Raw genomic sequence first — 22,975 nt, forward strand, 5'->3', positions numbered from 1 at the left:
GTATATAAATACAGTATTACGGATAATGCCCCAGGATCAAGGTCATTTCCGCAGACGATCCCAAACGCATTGAAGTTTGAGAGGATTTAATTCAGCTGCAGCTTCTGCAGGTTACTCCACCACCACTTTCACCTTCGGCTTCGACAACAAAATATGAATAAGCTCGGTAAAAGGAACCGGTTTAAAAAAGTAGTACCCCTGCTGAAAGACGATGTTATTGCGATTGAGGTAGTCTAGCTGCGCCTTCGTCTCTACGCCTTCCGCTACAATGCTGATGGAGAGTTTACGCGCCAGATCCAGCACACAGTCGAGGATGCGGGTAGAGTCCGCATGCTCGTTCACCCGGCTGACGAAGCTATGGTCAATTTTGATATAATCAATATGCAGATCATGCAGATAAGAGAGTCCAGAATAGCCGGTACCAAAATCATCCAGTGCAATAGCGAACCCTTTTTCATGGAGCACATTCAGGGTCTGGACAAGGTTTTCATCAATATCCAGCGGTTCCCGCTCTGTCACTTCGATCACCAGGTTCAGATCTTTTCTGACGAAACTATCCTTGTACTTCAGGCACTCATCCAGGAAGGTCGGCATCGCAATGTGGGGGGCACTGAAATTCAACCCGACGTGAAACCCTTCCGGTAATTTCGTGGAAATCGCGTTCATCTGTGTCGTCACCTGCGCCATCAGGCTTTGCGTCAGAGGAACAATCAGCCCCGATTTTTCAGCAATGGGAATGAATGTAGCCGGAGAAATATAGCCCGCCTGCGGATGCTTCCATCTTGCCAGCACCTCCACGCCCCGCAAAGTGCCTTCTCTGCCATTCACCACAGGCTGGTAAAACGGAACGATTTCCCCCCGGGCAATTGCGGTACGAAGTGACTCTTCAGGCAGGGTGTTTTTGTTCAGATACTTATGCAAAACGTAAGCGGCAGTACCGGAGATCAGCAGTAAAAACAGCATGATGCCTGCCCCGTGTTCGATCAGCCTTTGTACGCTAAACAGAGGAGGAAGATTATATCTGACGCTATAGGGGTAATTTCCCGACCGGGCCTGCCCGACCTGCGTTTCCTGGCGATGAGTGATGGTGAAATTGCCGGAAGCATCAAGAGCGTAACCGCCCACCACCAGTGCGTAATTAACATGCTCCAGAGGCGTACTCAGAGCGTCACGGATATGGCTATCGCTCACGCTGACCATAATTCGATTGGTGGCAAAGTGGGTCTGAAATAACAAAACAGGTCGTCCGTTTACCGTATCGCTCGCCGGCGTGAGCAGTAATTCTGAAAAAGGTATATCATTAATATTTAATAATAAAATACGATTCCCCGGCAGAGATGAACACCAGGGTTGCCCCTTTTTCAGAATAACGATGGTTCTGAGATGGGGTTGCAGAGCGGCCTCCGTACCAAGCTGATACTGCCCATCTGCATCACATCCCTTCGCAATAATTTCCGTCGCGGTTCTGGCTGCAACCCGTGCTTCATCAAGAATGGCATTGATATTGTTAACGGCGTATCTGGCTCCCGACGAGCTATCAACCCGAGCTGAATACCAGAGCTGTATATTGAGGATAAAAACGCCAGCAATAAAAATAGCCACTGCTGTTATGACAGGAATAAAGACATTGCGCATTGCCGTCTCAACTGTACTTAGCATTATCAGTACAAAGAGCATGGTCGACAACATTAAAAATAACCACTGAAAAAAGAGACAAATCTCAGGGTGTTGCAAACAAAACCCGGAAATTTTCCGGGTTTTGCTTATATCAGGTTTAGTCCACCAGCGAATTTAGCGTTTTCACGGCTTCAGGCGGTAGGTGCAGTGCCCCCGCCGCAAGGTTTTGCCGCAGATGCGTCACGGAAGAGGTTCCGGGGATCAGCAAGATGTTCGGGGAACGTTGCAACAACCACGCCAGCGCCACCTGCATTGCCGTTGCGCCCAGTGAATCAGCAACGGCCTGCAGCCCGGAAGATTGCAGTGGCGTAAAACCTCCGAGCGGGAAGAACGGTACATACGCAATGCCCTGCTGCGCCAACCCATCCACCAGCACATCGTCCCCCCGGTTTACAATGTTGTACATGTTCTGCACGCACACCACCGGCACCATCTTCTGCGCTTCCGCAACCTGAGTGGCCGTCACATTGCTCAGACCAATATGACGCACCAGCCCTTGCTGTTGTAGCTCTGCCAGGGTGGAAAGCGGTTCCGCAATCGACCCTTCCGCAGGCCCGTGTGTGCTGAACATAATTCGCAAATTCACCACGTCCAGCACGTCAAGCTGCAGATTACGCAGGTTGTCATGCACCGCCTGAGTCAGTTCCTGCGCGGAAAAGGCCGGCAGCCAGGCACCTTTACTGTCGCGACGGGCACCGATTTTGGTCACGATAGTCAGATCGTCCCGGTAAGGATGAAGTGCTTCGCGGATCAGTTGATTGGTAATATGCGGACCATAAAAATCACTGGTATCAATGTGGTTCACCCCCGCCGCGACGGCTTCACGCAGCACGTCCAGCGCGGCCAGCTTATCCTTCGGTGGACCAAAGACGCCCGGCCCGGCAAGCTGCATCGCGCCATAGCCCAGTCGTTTAACCGTCCGCGTCCCGAGCGCGTACGTCCCGCTTTTATCAATGCTGCTCATGTTAACCTGCCTCATAAAAATGATCCGGATTTACAACAGGTTCCCTGAGAGAACCCTTGGTTAAGCGCGAGTTAAATTAAAGTTTAAATTCTCTACGACGATAGTATTGGAGTACCCCTGCATTTTCTCTAACGGACGACCGCTATGCTGAAAAATCTGCACGTGATTACCGGTATTATCTTTGCCCTCACCATATTCTGTCTGTTGCAAGTTGTCACGGGAGGGTTGTTCTACTCTGCTGTCAGCAACGATCGCCATAACTTCCAGAACTCCGGGGTGCTCAATGCCCAACAGGAGAGTCTGAGCGACAGCGTGAACACGCTGGTGAAAACCCGCGTCACCGTCACCCGCGTGGCGATCCGTTACCTGAAAAACCAGCGTGACCCGGCTTCCCTTGCGGCGATAAACAAACTGCTTGGCACCGCAGGCGACTCGCTGGCAAAAGCCGAGGCCTACAACAAAGAGTGGCAGAAACTGCCGCAGGTTAAGGGTCAGGATGCGGCATTAACCGACGAAATGCAGAAGTCCTGGAACCAGATGCACGAAGTGATGCGTTTATCGATTGAGTACCTGCGTGCCGATAACTACCAGGCCTATGGCGATCTGGACGCTCAACAGGCCCAGGACGATATGGAAGCGGTCTATAACCGCTGGCGTGCCGAAAACAACACCCTGCTGAAGGCCGCAACGGAAGAGAACCAGAGCAGCTTTACCCAGATGCAATGGACGCTGGCGGCTATTTTGCTGGCCGTTATCGCGGTACTGGTAGTGATCTGGCAGGGCTTACAACATCTGCTGTTAAAACCCCTCAACACCATTATGAACCATATTCGCGCGATTGCGGGCGGCGATCTGACGCAGGATATCGTCATCACGGGTCGCAATGAGATGGGTCAACTGGCCGCAGGTCTGCAGGATATGCAGCAGTCGCTGGTGACCACCGTCAGCGCCGTACGTGGGAGCACTGACTCCATCTACACCGGCGCTGGCGAAATTGCCGCAGGCAGCAACGATCTTTCCGCCCGCACCGAGCAGCAGGCCTCCTCGCTCGAGGAGACCGCCGCCAGCATGGAAGAACTGACCGCAACGGTTAAACAGAACTCCGATAACGCCCGTCAGGCTACGCTACTGGCGAAAAACGCCTCTGAAACCGCAGCCCGTGGCGGTCACGTGGTGGATAACGTTGTTCGCACCATGACCGAAATTGCTGACAGTTCGCAGCAAATTGCGCACATTACCGGCGTGATTGACAGCATCGCTTTCCAGACGAACATTCTGGCACTTAACGCAGCGGTGGAAGCTGCTCGTGCCGGGGAGCAGGGTCGTGGTTTTGCGGTTGTGGCAGGCGAAGTCCGGACGCTGGCGAGCCGCAGTGCGCAGGCGGCGAAAGAGATCAAAGGGCTTATCGAAAACTCCGTCAGCCGGGTGAATACCGGTTCTGAGCAGGTTAGCGAAGCTGGCACCACCATGAAAGAGATTGTCGCTGCCGTTACCCGTGTGACCGATATTATGGGTGAGATTTCGTCGGCATCCGATGAACAGAGCCGTGGTATCGAACAGGTAAGCCTGGCCGTTTCACAGATGGACAGCGTGACACAGCAAAACGCCGCGCTGGTGCAGGAGTCCGCCACGGCGGCGGCGGCGCTGGAAGATCAGTCTGAACAGCTGCGCCAGGCAGTGGCGGCATTTCGTCTGAACGGCAAAGAAAAAGTCGCAGCCCCGCGCCCGGCCAATGTGAAGACACCGCAGTTGCTGCGTCCGGCAACGACAACCGCCTCTACCGACAGCAACTGGGAAACGTTCTAAGTCTATGGCGGGCGAGGCTATCGCCCGCTAGCGGCTGCGCTTGGCGTGCCGCTCCCAGTTTTCCTGTTTCGCTTCATCGGATTTTCGTAGCGAAACATAACATGCCCCGCTGCCGCCGTGATGCGGCAGCGCCACGCAGAAAGCCTGCACTTCCTCAAACTCGGTTAACCAGCGCGCCAGATAGCTGCGCACCACATTAGGATGGGAGTTCTGCTCACGCCCTTTCCCGTGAATGATAATCAGGTTACGTAACCCGTCACGTCCGGCCTGGCGAATAAAAGAATACAGCATCTGACGGCAGCGTTCGGCGGGCTGACGTAAGAGATTTAAGCTGGCCTGGCGGGCATATTTACCCGTGCGTAGCTTATCAATAACGCCCTGCTGCACCCCTTCGCGCTGGAACGCCAGCGCCTCTTCAAGGGGCAGAAGTTCCAGAAAGCCCAGGGTCAGGAAGTTATCCAGCTGTTCGGTATCCATCTCCTGGCGCGACCGCGTATTGCGGCTTGGCTGCCAGTGAATATCCGGGCTGCGCTTCAGGGGCTGGACATCCTCCATGGCGTCAAGAAAAAAGGATTTGTCGTCAGGGTTCATGGATATCCTCCGGCTACATCTGAGGACTGTACTATACCTGTGCCAGACAGGGGCCTCAATAACCGTTATACCGCGAGATATGGTATAAATATTAACCTGATGAATAGATATAATAATCCCCCCACAGACTTAAACCACACTTAACTAAAATTTTAGCAAAGATAAAATAAGTGATTTGTGTTAAAAATTCGTGAAATCAATCACTCACCCGCCTTTCAATTTTCAGGAAAGGTGTTATAACTAAATAAACCTGCCCCATGGATATAACACTCAGGATCTGCGAAAGGACGCACTGCTGTGTGTACTGTAGGGTCTGTCTGATGTCGGGCAGACCCTGTTTTTTTTATTATATAAACTTCACTCTACGACTATTTTTCTCGCTTCTCTTCTGAATTGCGTTATTAACGATTCGGCAAGAGGCGTCTGACGTGAATCACGGCGCTGAACTAAATAATATGCCGCTTTTGGAAGCGACTCGATAACCGGGATCATGACCAGACGGTGCGCCAGCAGCGGGTCACAGCCCAGTTCCAGTGGCAATATACTTAAAAAATCACTTTGCGCGACAAGGCTAATACAGGAAGTAAACGTTTCACAGACCACACCAATCCGCGGTATTTGCGAGCGATGGTTAAATACATCCTCTAATTGCTTATAATAACTTCCCCGTGGCGTCGGCATTGTCCAGTTATAATGCAAAAGTTCATTAATAGAGGTTGCTCCTGTCGCCGGATGCCCTTTCCGGCAAAATACCGCAAACGGTTTTTCGAACAGCTTTTCAAACGTAAATTCATGGTCGTAAGGTCCCTGATAATAGGTGTTGATGGTAAAGTCCAGCTCCCCCTGGCGTAGTTCATTGATCATCGACACCAGTTGCCCTTCCATAATCCGGACTTTGACCTGCGGGTGCTGCGCATGAAAGCGGGTGATGACGGCGGGCATGAGGCTGCGTGAAACACTGGCCCCCATCCCAATGTTGATTTGCCCGGCCAGTTCCCCCTGCCGCTGGCGAATGTCATCCTGCGCCGCACGTAACTCTTCCAGAATCAGCCTGGCGCGCGGGTAAAAACCTTCGCCACATTCGGTCAATGCCACGCCCTTACTCCTGCGCACAAAAAGCTGCGCCGCCATGCCCTCTTCCAGCTCTTTGATGGATTTGGTCAGCGCCGGTTGTGACAGATTGAGCGCCCTGCTGGCACCACGAATACTGCCCTGGCGCGCGACTTCAACAAACGCCCGGATTTGATGAAATTTAATCTGAAATGACATAGCCCGACCGATAACCGTTGTTTATCAGAGTAAAGAAACTGTCATCTACTTTAATAGAAAGGGATGTGCGAGGGTAATTCCTGAACGGTTAAAACTGTGAAAAAACGGTTAGTGATAAGTAAAAACTATCACAGCGTGAAGCAGTTCACATATTTTAATGATAACAGGAACAGATATGAACACACTGGCGCAATACATCCAGACATTAACGCCGCAGCTAAGGGCATGGCGTCGCGATTTTCACCATTTTGCAGAATCCGGCTGGGTGGAGTTTCGTACCGCCGCGAAGGTCGCGGAAATCCTTGACTCAATGGGTTACGAACTGGCGATGGGCCGCGACGTAGTGGATGCCGAAAGCCGTATGGGGCTGCCTGATGACGCCACCCTTGCGCGGGAGTTTGACCGCGCTCGTGCACAAGGCGCGCCTGAGAAATGGCTCGCGCCGTTTGAAGGCGGATTTACCGGGATTGTAGCGACCCTCAATACCGGCCGACCAGGGCCGACCCTGGCGTTTCGCGTGGACATGGATGCCCTTGATTTAAGTGAAGCACTCGACGACAGCCACCGCCCGTATCGCGACGGATTTGCCTCCTGCAATCCTGGGATGATGCACGCCTGCGCGCACGACGGCCATACCACCATTGGTCTGGGACTGGCACAGGTGCTTAAGCAGAGTGAATCACAACTCAATGGTACCCTCAAACTGATCTTCCAGCCTGCCGAAGAAGGGACGCGCGGCGCACGCGCCATGGTCGCTGCCGGAGCGCTGGACGACGTGGACTATTTCACGGCCATCCATATTGGTACCGGCGTGCCTGCCGGTACGGTTGTCTGCGGCAGCGATAACTTTATGGCGACGACCAAGTTCGACGTGAACTTTACCGGCGTTGCCGCACACGCAGGCGGTAAACCGGAGGACGGGCGTAACGCTCTGCTCGCCGCGGCGCAAGCCGCCATCGCCCTGCACAGCATTGCACCGCACAGCGAAGGTGCATCCCGGGTGAACGTTGGGGTAATGCAGGCGGGCAGCGGACGCAACGTGGTACCTGCCAATGCGATGATCAAGGTTGAAACCCGCGGCGAAAGCGAAGCCATTAATCAGTATGTCTTTGAACGAGCACAGTCTGTTATTACCGGCGCGGCGGCACTCTATGGCGTGACGGCCGAGATACGCCTGATGGGAGCCGCCACCTCCAGCGCCCCCACCCCCGCCTGGGTCGATTATCTGCGCGAGCAGGCAGGCCAGGTGTCCGGCGTGGTGCATGCCATTGATAACGTTAAAGCCCCGGCGGGTTCCGAAGACGCCACGTTAATGATGGCCCGCGTGCAGCTGAACGGCGGCATGGCGTCATATATGGTGTTTGGCACGAATTTGAGCGCCGGACATCACAATGAAAAATTCGACTTTGATGAGCAGATAATGGCTGTTGCCATCGAAACGCTGGCGCGGACTGCGCTTAATTTCCCGTGGACGCGAGGTGTGTGATGCAGGAGAACTACGCTTTTATTGCCGATGCGATCGACACGCGATGTCGGATGTTAACCGATATTGCCGACGAGATTTGGGATCATCCCGAAACGCGTTTTGAAGAGTTCTGGTCAGCTGAACGGCTCGCCAGTGCGCTGGAGGCCGAAGGCTTCACGCTAACCCGTGAAGCGGGTGGCATTCCGAATGCCTTTATCGCCAGCTTCGGCAGCGGGAAACCGGTTATCGCTCTGCTGGGCGAATACGACGCGCTGGCCGGCTTAAGCCAGCAGGCGCACTGTGCCGCAGCGCAATCCGCCACGCCGGGAGCTAACGGCCACGGCTGCGGGCATAATCTCTTAGGTACTGCAGCATTTGCGGGGGCAATGGCGGTAAAAAGCTGGCTGGAACAACACGGTGGTAGCGGAACAGTGCGTTTTTACGGCTGCCCCGGTGAAGAAGGCGGCTCCGGAAAAACCTTTATGGTGCGTGAGGGTCTGTTTGATGACGTCGATGCCGCCGTCACCTGGCACCCGGAAGCGTTTGCTGGCATGTTTAACGTCAGTACGCTGGCCAACATTCAGGCCGCCTGGCGTTTTCACGGCGTGGCGGCGCATGCGGCCAACTCTCCCCATCTTGGACGCAGCGCGCTGGATGCCGTAACACTGATGACTACTGGCACCAACTTCCTTAACGAACACATCATCGAGAAAGCGCGCGTCCATTACGCCATTACTGACACCGGGGGCATTTCACCCAACGTGGTGCAGGCGCAGGCCGAAGTGTTGTACCTGATCCGCGCTCCGGAGATGGCCGACGCACAACAAATCTATGAACGCATTGGGAAAATCGCTCAGGGCGCAGCGATGATGACCGAAACCACCGTCGAGTGTCGCTTTGATAAAGCCTGCTCCAGCTACCTGCCGAACCGTACGCTCGAGGCGGCGATGTATCGCGCAATGCAGCACTACGGTACGCCCGAATGGACCACCGAAGAGCGCGATTTTGCCCGCGAGATCCGCGCCACACTGACGCCAAACGATCTGCAAAACAGTCTGAAAAATATTGCTGCAACAGGCGGGGAAGCCGGTAAAGCCTTTGCCCGCCGCCACCAGGAGACGCTGCTGGTGGATGAAATCGCGCCCTATTCCATCACCGACAACGTGCTGGCGGGTTCAACCGACGTGGGCGACGTCAGCTGGAAAATGCCCGTTGCACAGTGCTTCAGCCCCTGCTTTACCGTCGGCACGCCGCTGCACACCTGGCAACTGGTGGCGCAGGGACGTACCTCCATTGCCCACAAAGGCATGCTGCTGGCCGGAAAAGTGATGGGAGCTACCGCGCTAAATCTGCTACAGGATGCAGAACTGCTGAAAAAATGCCGGGAAGAGTTTGAACAACAAATACAAGAAAAACCGTACGTGTGTCCGATCCCACAAGGTGTGACACCGTCACCTTTAAAATAAAAAAACACAACACAACAACACAATAGTCACGAGGAACGCCCATGAGTATGTCATCCATACCTTCGCATTCCCCATCCGGTAAGCTCTATGGCTGGGTTGAAAGGATCGGCAATAAAGTACCGCACCCTTTCCTGCTTTTTATCTGGTTAATCGTGGTTTTGATGGTCGCCACTGCCGTGCTCTCCGCCTTCGGCGTCAGCGTGCGAAGTCCGGCTGACGGCAGCCTGGTGGCGGTAAAAAACCTGCTCAGCGTGGAAGGGTTGCACTGGTTTTTACCCAACGTCATCAAAAACTTCAGCGGTTTCGCCCCGCTTGGTGCCATTCTGGCGCTGGTTCTGGGTGCAGGGCTCGCGGAGCGAGTAGGACTGTTACCGGCCCTGATGGTGAAAATGGCCTCTCACGTCAGCGCACGTTACGCCAGCTATATGGTGCTGTTTATCGCCTTCTTCAGCCATATCTCTTCCGATGCTGCGCTGGTCATTATGCCGCCCATGGGCGCGCTGATTTTCCTCGCAGTCGGACGTCACCCTGTAGCGGGTCTGCTGTCGGCAATTGCGGGTGTCGGGTGCGGTTTTACCGCCAATCTGCTGATTGTCACTACCGACGTACTGCTCTCGGGCATCAGTACGGAGGCGGCGAAAACTATCGACCCCGCGATACATGTCAGCGTCATCGATAACTGGTACTTTATGGCAAGCTCGGTCATTGTCCTGACGATTGTCGGCGGGCTGATAACCGATAAGATCATCGAACCGCGTCTGGGAAAATGGGAAGGTCGCAGCGATGAAAAGCTGGAAACCCTGAGCAAAGAACAGCGCTTCGGCCTGCGCGTGGCGGGCGTGGTCTCGCTGGCCTTTATCGCCCTGGTGGCGCTAATGGTGGTGCCGGAAAGCGGTATTCTGCGCGATCCGGTCAAACATACCGTACTTCCCTCACCCTTTATTCAGGGCATTGTGCCGCTGATTATTCTGTTTTTCTTTGTCGTGTCGCTCGCCTACGGCATCGCTACCGGTAAAATTCGCCGTCAGGCCGATCTGCCGCAGCTGATGATCGAGCCGATGAAAGAGATGGCGGGCTTTATCGTGATGGTTTTCCCGCTGGCTCAGTTCGTCGCCATGTTTAACTGGAGCAACATGGGCAAATTTATGGCCGTCGGCCTGACCGACGCGCTGGAGGCTGCCGGGTTAAGCGGCGTCCCGGCGTTTGTCGGTCTGGCGCTACTGTCATCCCTGCTGTGCATGTTCATCGCCAGCGGATCGGCCATCTGGTCAATTCTGGCCCCGATCTTCGTGCCGATGTTTATGATGCTGGGGTTCCACCCGGCATTTGCCCAGATCCTGTTCCGTATCGCTGACTCCTCCGTCATCCCGCTGGCGCCGGTTTCGCCGTTTGTTCCGCTGTTTTTAGGCTTCCTGCAGCGCTATAAACCTGAAGCCAAACTGGGTACCTACTATTCGCTGGTTTTGCCCTACCCGCTTATCTTTTTAGGAGTATGGCTGGTCATGCTGGTGGCGTGGTATCTTGTCGGCCTGCCAATTGGACCGGGGATCTACCCGAGGCTGAACTAAAGGAACGAGGATGCTGAGATTACTCGAAGATAAGATTGCGACGCCGCTTGGGCCGCTGTGGGTGATCGCGGACGAGCAGTTTTGTCTGCGTGCCGTTGAGTGGGAAGAGCACAGCGATCGCATGGAAGATCTGCTCGATATTCATTACCGCTCACAGGGGTATGAACGTATCAGTGCCACCAACCCTGGTGGACTGAGCGACAAGCTTGCGGCGTACTTTGAGGGCGATCTCAGCAGCATCGACATCCTACCCACCGCCACGGCCGGAACACCTTTCCAGCGCGAAGTGTGGCAAGCGCTGCGGACTATCCCGTGCGGACAGGTCATGCATTATGGCCAGCTCGCGGAGCAGTTAGGCCGCGCCGGGGCGGCACGCGCAGTGGGTGCCGCGAATGGCTCCAACCCGGTCAGCATCGTGGTGCCCTGCCATCGAGTGATTGGCCGCAACGGCACCATGACGGGGTATGCCGGAGGCGTACAGCGCAAAGAGTGGTTACTGCGTCACGAAGGGTATCTTCTGCTGTAAATCCCAGGCTTTTTGTGCTTAATTTTCTACCGGTTAGGCTAAAAATCCATAATCAAGCTGTGGAATTTCAAGGAGATGGCAGCGCATTGCCGTCTCTTGTTCTTATTGAGAGTTTGCCAGGCTTACGTACTTACCAAAAAGATGTTAAAATTGACCAATATCAATTAAGGCTTGAGCAAACCTATGATCCCGGAAAAGCGAATTATACGACGCATTCAGTCTGGCGGTTGTGCTATCCATTGCCAGGATTGCAGCATCAGCCAGCTCTGTATCCCGTTTACCCTGAATGAGCATGAACTTGATCAGCTTGATAATATCATCGAGCGCAAAAAGCCTATTCAGAAAGGGCAGACGCTGTTTAAAGCGGGAGACGAACTGAAATCGCTCTATGCTATCCGTTCTGGCACCATCAAGAGCTACACCATCACCGAACAGGGTGATGAGCAGATCACCGGCTTCCATCTGGCGGGTGACCTGGTTGGCTTTGATGCCATCGGCACTGGCCACCACCCGAGCTTTGCTCAGGCGCTCGAAACCTCTATGGTTTGCGAAATCCCGTTTGAAACTCTGGATGACCTGTCCGGAAAAATGCCTAATCTGCGCCAGCAGATGATGCGCCTGATGAGCGGTGAGATCAAAGGCGATCAGGACATGATCCTGCTGCTTTCCAAAAAGAATGCAGAAGAGCGCCTGGCTGCGTTTATCTACAACCTCTCCCGTCGCTTCGCTGAGCGTGGTTTCTCTCCACGAGAATTCCGTCTGACCATGACGCGTGGCGATATCGGCAACTACCTGGGCCTGACCGTGGAAACCATCAGCCGTCTGCTGGGCCGTTTCCAGAAAAGCGGTATGCTGGCTGTTAAGGGTAAATACATCACGATCGAAAACGGCGAAGCACTGGCCGTTCTTGCCGGGCACGCCCGTAACGTGGCATAAAGCCCATATGTATATTGCCAGACCAATAAATTTTCTTGATTTATTGGTCTGGCATATTAACACTTCCGTTATCTGACATTTTCACCGTAGCACGTCCCCACACAGCGCCCAAAAGGTTCTCGTTGAGGTTATGAATTGAGAGAAAGTTTATTTTTCGTTTCAGTCGTGATTGCCTCAGTGACCTTTATCTTCATCTGGATCATGCTTGTCGGCCCGATGAAGGGGGAGGAAAAAACCTACGTTCAGGATTCCACGACCTTTGCGATAGCAGTGATGGTGTTGCTGTTTATTGCATTTATTGCGGTGACAACGACCGTTCTTTTCCTCTGATAATTTTTCATGAATTATTGATCTGGCAAAACCTCCCCCCTGTTTCATTCAGGATATATAGGTTACTCTTTTAATTACAGACTGTGGTGACAGTAGTAAGGAGACCTGTATGGCAAAGTATCAAAACATGCTGGTAGCTATCGATCCGAATCAGGACGATCAGCCGGCATTACGACGTGCTGTGTATTTACATCAACGGATTGGTGGCAAAATCAAAGCGTTTTTGCCGATCTATGACTTCTCATATGAGATGACCACCCTTCTGTCGCCTGACGAGCGCACCGCTATGCGTCAGGGAGTGATCAGCCAGCGTACCGCGTGGATCCGCGAACAGGCGAAGTATTACCTGGAAGCGGGAGTTCCTATTGATATTAAGGTGGTCTGGCATAACCGACCTTTCGAAGCCATTATCCAGGAAGTCGTTGCCGGTGAGCATGACCTGCTGCTGAAGATGGCGCACCAGCACGACAAGCTGGAATCCGTGATCTTCACCCCTACCGACTGGCATCTGCTGCGTAAATGCCCTTGCCCGGTCTGGATGGTGAAAGACCAGCCGTGGCCTGAAGGCGGTAAGGCCGTCGTGGCAGTCAATCTCGCCAGCGAAGAGGATTACCACAATGCGCTGAACGAGAAGCTGGTTAAGGAGACAATCCAGCTCGCTGAACAGGTCAATCACACCGAAGTGCATCTGGTTGGCGCGTATCCGGTGACGCCTATCAATATCGCCATTGAACTGCCTGAATTTGACCCGAGCGTGTATAACGACGCCATCCGTGGTCAGCACCTGTTAGCCATGAAAGCGCTGCGCCAGAAATTCAGCATTGATGAGAAAATGACCCACGTGGAAAAAGGGTTGCCTGAAGAGGTTATCCCGGATTTAGCCGAACATTTGCAGGCCGGGATTGTCGTGCTGGGCACCATTGGTCGAACCGGTATTTCTGCCGCATTCCTCGGCAATACCGCCGAACAGGTGATCGACCATCTGCGTTGTGACCTGCTGGTCATTAAACCGGATGAGTACCAGACGCCGGTTGAGATGGACGACCCGGAAGACGATTAAACAGCGTTTGGGGATAAAAAAGCCGCCAGAATTGGCGGCTTTTTCATTTAGTACAACTTACAGCGCTTTCAGAATCGCATCCACGCTGGCTTTGGCGTCGCCAAACAGCATATGGGTGTTCTCTTTGAAGAACAGCGGGTTCTGAACCCCGGCATAGCCAGTGTTCATGGAGCGTTTGAAGACAATGACGTTCTGCGCCTTCCACACTTCCAGAACCGGCATACCGGCGATTGGGCTACGCGGATCGTCCTGCGCCGCCGGGTTCACGGTGTCGTTAGCACCGATGACCAGCACGGTGTCGGTCTCGGCGAAATCATCGTTGATCTCGTCCATTTCCAGCACGATGTCGTACGGCACTTTCGCTTCCGCCAGCAGTACGTTCATGTGACCTGGCAGACGCCCTGCCACCGGGTGAATACCAAAGCGAACCTTGATCCCGCGCGCGCGCAGCTTCTCAGTGATCTCCGCGACCGGATACTGAGCCTGTGCTACCGCCATGCCATAGCCTGGGGTGATAATGACTGAATGCGAGTTTTTCAGCATATCAGCAGTATCTTCCGCGTTAATCTCGCGGTGCTCACCCACTTCTTCGTCAGAACCCGTCGAGGAACCATCAGAACCAAACCCACCGGCGATAACGCTGATGAACGAACGGTTCATCGCTTTACACATGATGTAAGACAGGATCGCACCGGAAGAACCCACCAGCGCACCGGTGACGATCAGCAGGTCGTTGCTCAGCATAAAACCTGCCGCCGCAGCCGCCCAACCGGAGTAGGAGTTCAGCATGGAGACGACCACTGGCATATCCGCACCACCGATGGAGGCCACCAGGTGCCAGCCGAATGCCAGCGCAATAATGGTCATCACCAGCAACGCCAGTACCTGCAAGCCCACGCTTTCGGTACGCACGAAGACCACCAGCAGCACAAACGACACCACCAGCGCCGCCAGGTTCAGCTTATGACGGTTTGGCAGCATCAGCGGTTTAGACGAGATCTTACCGCGCAGTTTACCGAACGCAACAATGGAGCCGGTGAAGGTGACCGCACCGATGAAGATTCCGAGGAACACTTCCGTCAGGTGTATGTTCACCAGAATCGGTTCCAGACCCGGGGTGTGGTACAGGTAGCTGTTGAAGCCTACCAGCACCGCCGCCAGACCGACAAAGCTGTGCAGAATCGCAACCAGCTCCGGCATCTCGGTCATTTCAACGCGTTTCGCCAGACGAATACCAATCGCACCGCCGATGATCATCGCCACCAGGATCCACGCAACGTTGCCGGTGTCCGGCCCGAAGATGGTGGCAATCAGTGCAATCGCCATCCCGGCGATACCAAAGTTATTACCCTGCTGAGACGTTTCGTGTTTGGAAAGCCCCGCCAGACTGAAAATAAACAGGATTGCAGCAACAATGTATGCGGCTGTCACTAATCCTCCAGACATATGCTACCCCTTAGCCTTTACGAAACATTTTCAGCATGCGCTGAGTCACGGTGAAACCACCGAAAATATTGATACTGGCGATCAACACCGCAACAAAGCTCAGGAAGCTGATCCAGCCGCCATGACCAATCTGCAGTAACGCCCCAACCACGATAATCCCCGAGATGGCGTTGGTGACCGACATCAGTGGTGTATGCAAGGCATGGGAGACGTTCCACACCACGTAGTAACCCACCACGCAGGAGAGCGCGAAGACGGTAAAGTGGCCGAGGAACTCTTTCGGTGCAACGTTAGCCAGCCAGCCGAACAGAATAATCGCCAGCGCCATGATCGCGTATTTGCGCCATGGAGAAGCGGGTTTGGCAGGTTCTTTAGGTTCTGGCGCCGCTTTCGGTGCAGCCTGAGGCTGAGCAGAAACCTGAATAGGTGGCGCAGGCCAGGTGATTTCACCTTCACGAACCACGGTAACGCCACGTACGACCACATCGTCGAAATCAACGGTGACGTTGCCGTCTTTCTCTTTGCAGAGCAGTTTCAGCAGGTTAACGAGGTTGGTGCCGTACAGCTGAGAAGACTGCGTTGGCAAGCGACCCGGCAGATCGGTATAACCGATCACCTTCACGCCGTTCGCGGTCGTGGTCACCTGATTCGGGACGGTATATTCACAGTTACCGCCGTTTTGCGCCGCCAGGTCGACAATTACGCTGCCCGGCTTCATGGAATCGACCATTTCACGGGTGATCAGCTTCGGCGCGGGTTTACCCGGGATAAGCGCAGTGGTGACAATAATATCGACATCTTTCGCCTGGGCGGCGAAGAGTTCCATTTCGGCTTTGATAAAGGCTTCAGACATCACCTTCGCGTAACCATCGCCGCTGCCTGCTTCTTCCTTGAAGTCCAGCTCAAGGAATTCGGCACCCATACTTTGAACCTGTTCCTTAACCTCAGGACGGGTGTCAAACGCGCGCACGATAGCCCCCAGGCTATTTGCTGCACCGATTGCAGCAAGGCCCGCAACGCCCGCGCCAATCACCATCACCTTCGCCGGAGGGACTTTACCCGCCGCAGTGATTTGACCGGTAAAGAAGCGACCAAATTCGTGGGCCGCTTCAACAATGGCGCGGTAGCCGGCAATGTTTGCCATGGAGCTTAAGGCATCCAGCGACTGGGCACGCGAAATACGCGGCACAGAATCCATGGCCATCACGGTCACGCCACGTGCCGCCAGCTTCTCCATCAGCTCAGGATTTTGCGCAGGCCAGATGAAACTCACCAGCGTCGTACCTGGATTGAGCAGCGCAATCTCACTCTCTTCCGGTGCGTTCACCTTCAGAATCACCGGTGACTGCCAGACTTCAGCACTGTCCACCACTTCCGCGCCAGCCTGGATGAAGGCTTCGTCATCGAAACTCGCCAGTTTGCCTGCGCCGCTTTCAACCGCGACGGTAAAACCCAGTTTAAGCAGTTGCTCCACCGTTTTCGGTGTTGCCGCTACGCGGGTTTCATTGGCTAACCGTTCTTTTGGTACCCCAATACGCATAGTTTTCCCTTCCATCGGTTTTTGATGATGGTTTGTCGATAAATGCCCGCGGTTTGTATCAATTTTCGCCATCACAATAGCGACGAGATATGATTAACCCCGGAAAATAAAACAGTAACAAACTGTCTATAACCTACTGAAAATAGCGCCCGTGATCTACCGCCAGAAAACACTATTTCTTACTTTATCTGTGAAAAATAAGCGATCGGCGTCACTGACAGTGATATTTACCTTAAATTCATCGTCGAAGCCGATAAATCGCGCAAGCGAAGCGGTAAAAACATGATATAGCGCCATAAGAGAACAAGTTATTAACATTAAATTAACTTGTGAAAGTCATAAGCTTTATCAGTTTTACTTGTCAAACGTCTGTTTTTTCAACATATCACTAAATGTTATCGAATTCGGTGATTCAGTAAGCACTGGCAGTGAAAAATGCCGCAGACAGCGACAGGTTTTAAATGCCATAATCGGGACCGTCTCAAATTAACAACAATACCAGTACATGGTTTGCGCAAGGCGAAGGATTATTTTTATGAAGCTTAAGAACACACTCCTGGCGTCCGCACTTCTCTGTGCGACCGCCCTGTCTGCGAATGCCGCAACAGAGTTAACGCCGGAGCAAGCGGCAGCGTTAAAACCTTTTGACCATACGGTCATTGTGGGTCGTTACAATTCCATTGGCGATGCCGTCGCCGCAGCATCAAAAGCCGCCGATAAAAATGGTGCGGCCTCGTTTTACGTCGTTGACCAGTCTGATTATGGTAACAGCGGTAATCAGCGCGTAACGATTGCGCTGTTCAAAGACAATGCACCGAAAGCTGATGCACCGAAAAACCGCGTGATTAATGGCATTGTTGAACTGCCAAAAGATCAAGCGATCGCATTGGAACCTTATGACACCGTCACCGTTCAGGGCTTCTATCGCAGCCAGCCTGAAGTGAACGATGCCATCACCAAAGCGGCGAAAGAGAAAGGTGCATACTCTTTCTATATCGTGCGTCAGGTGGATGCTAACCAGGGCGGCAACCAGCGCATTACCGCGTTCATCTATAAAGAAGATGCGAAAAAACGTGTTCTGCAAAGTCCGGATGTTATCCCGGCTGATTCCGAAGCAGGCCGCGCGGCAATCGCAAAAGGCGGTGAGGCAGCGAAGAAAGTTGAAATCCCTGGCGTAGCAACATCTGCTGCACCAAGCGCTGAAGTGGGTCGTTTCTTCGAAACGCAATCCACGAAAGGTGGCCGTTATTCCGTGACGCTGCCAGACGGTACCAAAATTGAAGAGCTGAACAACGCCACTGCTGCACAGATGGTGCCGTTCGACAGCATCAAGTTTACCGGCAACTACGGCAACATGACGGAAGTCTCTTATCAGGTCGCGAAGCGTGCGGCGAAGAAAGGGGCGAAATACTACCACATCACCCGCCAGTGGCAGGAACGTGGCAACAACGTGACGATCAGCGCCGATCTCTACAAGTAACAAAATCATTGATCAAAGGCGGCGCAATGCCGCCTTTTTTTGTTACTTTTTTTGAATTTCTGCCACACGTCATTGCATGCTTTCGTTACACTCCGTAAAATCCCGCGCCTTAGTGTGATCCACCATTTTTATGCGCCTGTGCGAAATAATTATTCTGGATTTGGACTTTTCATAACAGGAAGCCAATGGAAAAGAAACTTGGCCTGAGTGCTCTGACTGCACTCGTTTTAAGCTCAATGCTGGGCGCGGGCGTATTCAGTTTACCGCAGAACATGGCGGCGGTGGCAAGCCCAGCCGCACTCCTCATTGGCTGGGGTATCACCGGCGTTGGGATATTGCTGCTGGCGTTCGCAATGTTGCTGCTGACCCGCATCCGACCGGATCTGGACGGCGGTATTTTCACCTATGCACGTGAAGGTTTTGGTGAGCTGATTGGCTTCTGCTCCGCATGGGGATACTGGTTATGCGCGGTTATCGCCAACGTCTCCTATCTGGTAATCGTCTTCTCGGCGCTGAGTTTCTTTACCGACACGCCTGAGCTGCGTCTCTTTGGCGATGGTAACACCTGGCAGTCTATTGTGGGTGCCTCGGTACTGCTGTGGTTCGTTCACTGGCTGGTTTTACGTGGTGTACAAACAGCAGCCAGTATTAACCTTGTGGCAACCCTCGCGAAGCTGGTCCCGCTTGGTCTGTTTATCGTGCTGGCCTTTATTGCGTTCCGTATGGACGTATTTAAGCTCGATTTCACCGGCGTTGCGCTGGGCGTACCTGTCTGGGAGCAGGTGAAAAACACGATGCTCATTACCCTGTGGGTGTTTATCGGTGTTGAAGGCGCGGTCGTGGTTTCCGCCCGGGCACGCAATAAACGCGATGTGGGCCGTGCAACTCTGCTGGCCGTACTGGCCGCGCTGGGGGTCTATCTGCTGGTGACGCTGCTGTCTCTGGGCGTGGTAGCTCGCCCTGAACTGGCCGGGATGCGTAACCCATCAATGGCAGGGCTGATGGTAAAAATGCTCGGTCCCTGGGGCGATGTGGTGATTGCTGCGGGGCTGATCATCTCCGTCTGTGGCGCTTACCTGAGCTGGACCATCATGGCCGCTGAAGTCCCGTTCCTGGCCTCCACGCACAAAGCGTTTCCACGCCTGTTTGCCCGTCAGAACAAAAACAGTGCGCCGTCCGCGTCACTCTGGCTGACTAACATCAGCGTGCAGGTCTGTCTGGTGCTGATCTGGCTCACAGGTTCTGACTATAACACTCTGCTGACCATCGCCTCCGAGATGATTCTGGTACCCTATTTCTTAGTGGGCGCATATTTGTTAAAAATCGCCACACGCCCGGCGCACTATGTTGTGGGTGTAGGAGCCTGTATTTACGGTCTGTGGTTGTTGTATGCTTCCGGGCCTATGCATTTACTGCTGTCTGTAGTGTTATATGCACCGGGTTTGCTGGTGTTTATCTATGCACGCCGCACGCATCAGCTGGAAAACGCACTTAAACGCCGCGAGATGGCCTTAATCGGACTGTTACTGGTTGCTGCTTTACCGGCAACCTGGATGTTAATGGGATAGCATCGCCTTTCCCATTGTTGAACTGTAAAGGAGAATACGATGGGAAATGAACAGCTTCACCCAATACTGATTACCGGTGGAGGCCGCCGTATCGGCCTCGCCCTTGCCCATCATTTTCTCAACCTTCGCCATCCGGTCATCGTCAGTTATCGTACTGAATATCCCTCTGTCGAAGGATTACGGAAAGCAGGAGCTGTCTGCATTCAGGCGGATTTTTCAACCGATGAAGGCATTCTGGCCTTTGCGGATAAGGTGAAGTCCACCACGACGGGGCTACGTGCCGTTATCCATAACGCCAGTGCCTGGTGTGCCGAAAAGCCCGGCACGTCGCTCAGCGAAACGCTCTCTGCCATGTTACAGATCCACGTTAATACGCCCTATTTGCTTAATCACGCGCTGCAGGATCTGCTGCGCGGCCACGGGCATGCTGCGGGTGACATTATCCATTTCACCGATTATGTGGTGGAGCGTGGCAGCGACAAGCACATTGCCTATGCAGCCAGTAAAGCCGCGCTGGATAACATGACGCGCTCGTTTGCCCGCAAACTCGCGCCCGAGGTGAAGGTAAATGCCATCGCTCCGGCAATGATTTTATTTAACGAAACCGATGATGCGGAGTATCGCCAGCAGGCGCTGAACAAGTCGCTGATGAAAATCGCCCCAGGCGAAAAAGAGGTGATTGACCTTGTGGATTACCTGCTCACCAGTTGCTATGTCACCGGCAGAACCTTTGCCGTGGACGGAGGCCGACCACTGCGCTAGTGAAAACGGCTCCAGAAGAAGATTAACACCCAGGCGCTGAGCCCCCAGCAGACCACTGCCCCGCTCAGCGCCAGGGGAAGTCGCAGAAAACCGGTGAAATACCAGAGCGATAACAGGTAGAGGAAATACGGGATGATAGACCACATGCCAAACACGATGGTCGTTCGCAATGCTTCTGTGCCCCGTTCAGAGGCCACAATATAGTGCGCAATGAGCGCAAAAGTCGGGAAGAGTGGGATCAGCCCGGCAATATAATAATTTTTGGTTTTTGCCAGAATGCCAATCAGTAACACCACCAGCGCCCCAAGCGCGGCTTTAATCACCAGCCCCATACTTTTTCTTTCCTGAAACAATCAAGTAACAATATGAGTCAGAATAACGGAACTGATGCTAATTTTGAAAGATTAATGGAAGGTTAAGGTTCTGCGGTGTATGTTGACATTTTTCACGATAACAGACGTTGTATGAATAAGATTGTTTATGTTGAAGACGAACCCGAAGTCGGGCAATTGATCGCCGCCTATCTGGGTAAACATGATATGGACGTCATTGTTGAGCCTCGTGGCGATCGCGCCGAAGAGGTCGTCGTGCGTGAAAACCCGGACCTGGTACTGCTGGATATCATGTTGCCAGGAAAAGATGGCATGACGCTCTGCCGCGACCTGCGCGCCCGCTGGGACGGTCCTATTGTCCTGCTCACATCGCTGGACAGCGATATGAACCATATTTTGTCGCTTGAGATGGGTGCCAATGACTACATTCTGAAAACCACACCGCCTGCCGTTTTGCTCGCGCGCCTGCGTCTTCATTTACGCCAGCACGCCAGCATTGAACGCGAAGCGCCTGCTCCGTCGCTGACGCCGCACAAAGCGATGCGTTTTGGTACGCTTTCCATTGATCCGATCAACCGTCAGGTACTGCTTTCCGACGAGCTTATTGCGCTCTCGACAGCAGATTTTGACCTGCTTTGGGAGCTGGCAACACATGCCGGGCAAATCATGGATCGCGATGCGCTGCTGAAAAACCTGCGCGGAGTAAGTTATGACGGCATGGATCGCAGCGTTGATGTGGCGATATCGCGCCTGCGCAAAAAGCTGCAGGATAACGCCACCGAGCCGTACCGCATTAAAACCGTGCGTAACAAAGGCTACCTGTTTGCCCCGCACGCCTGGGAAACCTGATTATTTCATCATCCGGAATCGTTAATGAAAAAGCTGTTTGTGCAGTTTTATCTTCTGCTGTTTGTCTGCTTCCTGGTGATGACCATGCTGGTCGGGCTGGTCTATAAATTCACTGCCGAACGTGCAGGCAGGCAGTCGCTGGATGACCTGATGAAAAGCTCGCTGTATCTGATGCGCAGCGAGCTGAGAGAGATCCCACCGCACGACTGGGCAAAAACCCTGAAAGAGCTGGATCTGAACCTGTCGTTTGATTTACGCATTGAGCCGTTGAAAGATTTCGATCTGGACGCGCGGGCCATGCAGCGTCTGCGCGACGGAGACATTGTCGCGCTGGATGAGAAATATACCTTTATCCAGCGCATTCCGCGCAGCCATTACGTGTTGGCCGTCGGGCCGGTGCCCTACCTCTATTATCTGCACCAGATGCGTCTGCTGGATATGGCGCTGATGGCCTTTATCGCCATTTCACTCGCGTTTCCGGTTTTTATCTGGATGCGACCACACTGGCAGGACATGCTGAAACTGGAATCCGCCGCACAGCGTTTTGGCGAGGGGCATTTTACCGAACGTATTCACTTCGACAGCGGTTCCAGCTTTGAACGTCTGGGCGTGGCCTTTAACCAGATGGCCGATAACATCAATGCCCTAATCGCCAGTAAGAAGCAGTTGATCGACGGGATTGCACACGAGCTGCGGACGCCGCTGGTTCGCCTGCGCTATCGTCTTGAAATGAGCGAGAATCTGACGGAAGCGGAATCTCAGGCTCTGAATCGCGATATTGGCCAGCTTGAAGCGCTGATTGAGGAGCTGCTGACCTACGCGCGCCTCGACCGCCCGCAGAACGAGCTGAACCTCAGCACGCCGGATCTGCCTGACTGGCTGCAAACTCACATTGATGATGTCCAGAGCGTGAACCCACAACGCACGCTGTTGACCCGCGTTACCTCGGGTGATTATGGTGCTCTGGATATGCGCCTGATGGAGCGCGTGCTGGACAACCTGCTCAACAACGCCATGCGTTACAGCGAAAGCACATTGCAGATTGGACTGGATTTACAGGGCAATCAGGCTCGTCTGACGGTGGAGGATGACGGGCCGGGGATAGCCCCGGAAGCGCGAGAAACGGTGTTTGAACCGTTTGTGCGTCTCGATCCCAGCCGCGATCGCGCCACTGGCGGATGCGGCCTGGGGCTGGCGATTGTCTACTCTATCGCACAGGCGATGGGCGGAACGGTGCATTGCGAGGAGAGCGAACTGGGTGGCGCGCGCTTCTGCTTTAGCTGGCCGGTTTACCATAACATCGCCCTTCCCGTTCCTGCCTGACTTAAACCGCACGCTGG

Annotated in this window: 20 protein-coding genes; 13 read left to right on the forward strand and 7 right to left on the reverse strand. The window is 53.7% G+C overall.

Annotated features, from left to right (window positions below; all coding sequences use genetic code 11):
• Positions 1 to 111 precede the first annotated feature (111 nt).
• Both JGF26_RS00130 and JGF26_RS00135 read right to left on the reverse strand, forming a co-directional pair.
• Positions 112 to 1,635, reverse strand: a complete 1,524-nt coding sequence (locus JGF26_RS00130; protein ID WP_028017341.1) for a cyclic diguanylate phosphodiesterase — start codon at positions 1,633 to 1,635, stop codon at positions 112 to 114.
• A 139-nt stretch (positions 1,636 to 1,774) separates the two neighbouring features.
• A complete protein-coding gene (locus tag JGF26_RS00135; RefSeq protein WP_134707607.1) occupies positions 1,775 to 2,641 on the reverse strand; it encodes an aldo/keto reductase family oxidoreductase in 867 nt (288 codons plus the stop codon).
• A gap of 144 nt (positions 2,642 to 2,785) precedes the next feature.
• Between JGF26_RS00135 and JGF26_RS00140 the strand changes: the two genes are divergently transcribed.
• Positions 2,786 to 4,447 carry a methyl-accepting chemotaxis protein gene (locus JGF26_RS00140; protein WP_028017339.1) on the forward strand — a complete coding sequence of 554 codons (1,662 nt, stop codon included), beginning with the start codon at positions 2,786 to 2,788 and terminating at the stop codon, positions 4,445 to 4,447.
• Positions 4,448 to 4,474: 27 nt separating this feature from the next.
• On the opposite strand, the gene smrA is transcribed toward JGF26_RS00140, so the two are convergent.
• Together smrA and JGF26_RS00150 are read right to left on the reverse strand one after the other, a co-directional pair.
• A complete protein-coding gene (smrA, locus tag JGF26_RS00145; RefSeq protein ID WP_028017338.1) occupies positions 4,475 to 5,038 on the reverse strand; it encodes a DNA endonuclease SmrA in 564 nt (187 codons plus the stop codon).
• Positions 5,039 to 5,395: 357 nt separating this feature from the next.
• A complete protein-coding gene (locus JGF26_RS00150) occupies positions 5,396 to 6,307 on the reverse strand; it encodes a LysR family transcriptional regulator (RefSeq protein WP_028017337.1) in 912 nt (303 codons plus the stop codon).
• A gap of 175 nt (positions 6,308 to 6,482) precedes the next feature.
• Here JGF26_RS00150 and JGF26_RS00155 point away from each other — a divergent pair, with 175 nt between their 5' ends.
• The 7 genes from JGF26_RS00155 to uspE all read left to right on the forward strand — a co-directional run bounded on the left by JGF26_RS00155 (position 6,483) and on the right by uspE (position 13,658).
• Entirely contained in the window at positions 6,483 to 7,793 is a 1,311-nt protein-coding gene (locus JGF26_RS00155; protein ID WP_134707606.1) for a M20 family metallo-hydrolase, read from the forward strand.
• The gene (locus tag JGF26_RS00160; RefSeq protein WP_134707605.1) at positions 7,793 to 9,238 is read left to right on the forward strand and encodes a M20 family metallopeptidase; all 1,446 of its coding nucleotides are present in this window, start codon (positions 7,793 to 7,795) and stop codon (positions 9,236 to 9,238) included. The genes JGF26_RS00155 and JGF26_RS00160 overlap by 1 nt, the downstream gene beginning before the upstream one ends.
• A 41-nt stretch (positions 9,239 to 9,279) precedes the next feature.
• Positions 9,280 to 10,806: a p-aminobenzoyl-glutamate transporter gene (abgT, locus tag JGF26_RS00165; protein ID WP_134707604.1), complete on the forward strand. Its 1,527-nt coding sequence runs from the start codon at positions 9,280 to 9,282 to the stop codon at positions 10,804 to 10,806.
• Between the two features lie 10 nt (positions 10,807 to 10,816).
• Positions 10,817 to 11,332: a methylated-DNA--[protein]-cysteine S-methyltransferase gene (gene ogt, locus JGF26_RS00170; RefSeq protein ID WP_134707603.1), complete on the forward strand. Its 516-nt coding sequence runs from the start codon at positions 10,817 to 10,819 to the stop codon at positions 11,330 to 11,332.
• A 183-nt stretch (positions 11,333 to 11,515) separates the two neighbouring features.
• Complete coding sequence (gene fnr / locus JGF26_RS00175; protein ID WP_006174991.1) at positions 11,516 to 12,268, forward strand: fumarate/nitrate reduction transcriptional regulator Fnr; 753 nt, start codon at positions 11,516 to 11,518, stop codon at positions 12,266 to 12,268.
• Positions 12,269 to 12,403: 135 nt separating this feature from the next.
• A complete protein-coding gene (locus JGF26_RS00180; protein WP_008500541.1) occupies positions 12,404 to 12,598 on the forward strand; it encodes a hypothetical protein in 195 nt (64 codons plus the stop codon).
• Positions 12,599 to 12,707: 109 nt separating this feature from the next.
• A complete protein-coding gene (uspE, locus tag JGF26_RS00185; protein WP_028017332.1) occupies positions 12,708 to 13,658 on the forward strand; it encodes a universal stress protein UspE in 951 nt (316 codons plus the stop codon).
• Positions 13,659 to 13,715: 57 nt separating this feature from the next.
• On the opposite strand, the gene pntB is transcribed toward uspE, so the two are convergent.
• Both pntB and pntA read right to left on the reverse strand, forming a co-directional pair.
• Positions 13,716 to 15,104, reverse strand: a complete 1,389-nt coding sequence (gene pntB, locus JGF26_RS00190) for a Re/Si-specific NAD(P)(+) transhydrogenase subunit beta (protein ID WP_028017331.1) — start codon at positions 15,102 to 15,104, stop codon at positions 13,716 to 13,718.
• 10 nt (positions 15,105 to 15,114) lie between these two features.
• Positions 15,115 to 16,644: a Re/Si-specific NAD(P)(+) transhydrogenase subunit alpha gene (gene pntA / locus JGF26_RS00195; protein ID WP_049006288.1), complete on the reverse strand. Its 1,530-nt coding sequence runs from the start codon at positions 16,642 to 16,644 to the stop codon at positions 15,115 to 15,117.
• 535 nt (positions 16,645 to 17,179) lie between these two features.
• Here pntA and ydgH point away from each other — a divergent pair.
• The 3 genes from ydgH (at position 17,180) to folM (ending at position 20,454) form a co-directional block, all read left to right on the forward strand.
• Positions 17,180 to 18,124, forward strand: coding sequence for a DUF1471 family protein YdgH (gene ydgH / locus JGF26_RS00200; protein ID WP_028017329.1), 945 nt, complete (start codon positions 17,180 to 17,182; stop codon positions 18,122 to 18,124).
• 185 nt (positions 18,125 to 18,309) lie between these two features.
• Entirely contained in the window at positions 18,310 to 19,692 is a 1,383-nt protein-coding gene (locus tag JGF26_RS00205) for an amino acid permease (protein ID WP_028017328.1), read from the forward strand.
• Positions 19,693 to 19,731: 39 nt separating this feature from the next.
• Positions 19,732 to 20,454 carry a dihydromonapterin reductase gene (gene folM, locus JGF26_RS00210; RefSeq protein WP_049006290.1) on the forward strand — a complete coding sequence of 241 codons (723 nt, stop codon included), beginning with the start codon at positions 19,732 to 19,734 and terminating at the stop codon, positions 20,452 to 20,454.
• On the opposite strand, the gene JGF26_RS00215 is transcribed toward folM, so the two are convergent.
• Positions 20,451 to 20,786, reverse strand: coding sequence for a GlpM family protein (locus JGF26_RS00215; protein WP_028017326.1), 336 nt, complete (start codon positions 20,784 to 20,786; stop codon positions 20,451 to 20,453). The two genes, folM and JGF26_RS00215, sit on opposite strands and share 4 nt — an antisense overlap.
• Positions 20,787 to 20,918: 132 nt before the next feature.
• Here JGF26_RS00215 and rstA point away from each other — a divergent pair, with 132 nt between their 5' ends.
• Together rstA and rstB are read left to right on the forward strand one after the other, a co-directional pair.
• Complete coding sequence (gene rstA, locus JGF26_RS00220) at positions 20,919 to 21,635, forward strand: two-component system response regulator RstA (protein WP_028017325.1); 717 nt, start codon at positions 20,919 to 20,921, stop codon at positions 21,633 to 21,635.
• Between the two features lie 24 nt (positions 21,636 to 21,659).
• Positions 21,660 to 22,958, forward strand: a complete 1,299-nt coding sequence (gene rstB, locus JGF26_RS00225) for a two-component system sensor histidine kinase RstB (protein ID WP_028017324.1) — start codon at positions 21,660 to 21,662, stop codon at positions 22,956 to 22,958.
• Positions 22,959 to 22,975: the final 17 nt, after the last annotated feature.

Source organism: Enterobacter sp. E1, assembly GCF_016809815.1.
Lineage (GTDB): Bacteria > Pseudomonadota > Gammaproteobacteria > Enterobacterales > Enterobacteriaceae > Enterobacter > Enterobacter adelaidei.

Bases quoted from the DNA above. Each gene is read 5' to 3' on its own strand.
- JGF26_RS00130 (WP_028017341.1), bottom strand. From the start codon at position 1,635: ATGCGCAATGTCTTTATTCCTGTCATAACAGCAGTGGCTATTTTTATT.
- JGF26_RS00135 (WP_134707607.1), bottom strand. From the start codon at position 2,641: ATGAGCAGCATTGATAAAAGCGGGACGTACGCGCTCGGGACGCGGACG.
- JGF26_RS00140 (WP_028017339.1), top strand. From the start codon at position 2,786: ATGCTGAAAAATCTGCACGTGATTACCGGTATTATCTTTGCCCTCACC.
- smrA (WP_028017338.1), bottom strand. From the start codon at position 5,038: ATGAACCCTGACGACAAATCCTTTTTTCTTGACGCCATGGAGGATGTC.
- JGF26_RS00150 (WP_028017337.1), bottom strand. From the start codon at position 6,307: ATGTCATTTCAGATTAAATTTCATCAAATCCGGGCGTTTGTTGAAGTC.
- JGF26_RS00155 (WP_134707606.1), top strand. From the start codon at position 6,483: ATGAACACACTGGCGCAATACATCCAGACATTAACGCCGCAGCTAAGG.
- JGF26_RS00160 (WP_134707605.1), top strand. From the start codon at position 7,793: ATGCAGGAGAACTACGCTTTTATTGCCGATGCGATCGACACGCGATGT.
- abgT (WP_134707604.1), top strand. From the start codon at position 9,280: ATGAGTATGTCATCCATACCTTCGCATTCCCCATCCGGTAAGCTCTAT.
- ogt (WP_134707603.1), top strand. From the start codon at position 10,817: ATGCTGAGATTACTCGAAGATAAGATTGCGACGCCGCTTGGGCCGCTG.
- fnr (WP_006174991.1), top strand. From the start codon at position 11,516: ATGATCCCGGAAAAGCGAATTATACGACGCATTCAGTCTGGCGGTTGT.
- uspE (WP_028017332.1), top strand. From the start codon at position 12,708: ATGGCAAAGTATCAAAACATGCTGGTAGCTATCGATCCGAATCAGGAC.
- pntB (WP_028017331.1), bottom strand. From the start codon at position 15,104: ATGTCTGGAGGATTAGTGACAGCCGCATACATTGTTGCTGCAATCCTG.
- pntA (WP_049006288.1), bottom strand. From the start codon at position 16,644: ATGCGTATTGGGGTACCAAAAGAACGGTTAGCCAATGAAACCCGCGTA.
- ydgH (WP_028017329.1), top strand. From the start codon at position 17,180: ATGAAGCTTAAGAACACACTCCTGGCGTCCGCACTTCTCTGTGCGACC.
- JGF26_RS00205 (WP_028017328.1), top strand. From the start codon at position 18,310: ATGGAAAAGAAACTTGGCCTGAGTGCTCTGACTGCACTCGTTTTAAGC.
- folM (WP_049006290.1), top strand. From the start codon at position 19,732: ATGGGAAATGAACAGCTTCACCCAATACTGATTACCGGTGGAGGCCGC.
- JGF26_RS00215 (WP_028017326.1), bottom strand. From the start codon at position 20,786: ATGGGGCTGGTGATTAAAGCCGCGCTTGGGGCGCTGGTGGTGTTACTG.
- rstA (WP_028017325.1), top strand. From the start codon at position 20,919: ATGAATAAGATTGTTTATGTTGAAGACGAACCCGAAGTCGGGCAATTG.
- rstB (WP_028017324.1), top strand. From the start codon at position 21,660: ATGAAAAAGCTGTTTGTGCAGTTTTATCTTCTGCTGTTTGTCTGCTTC.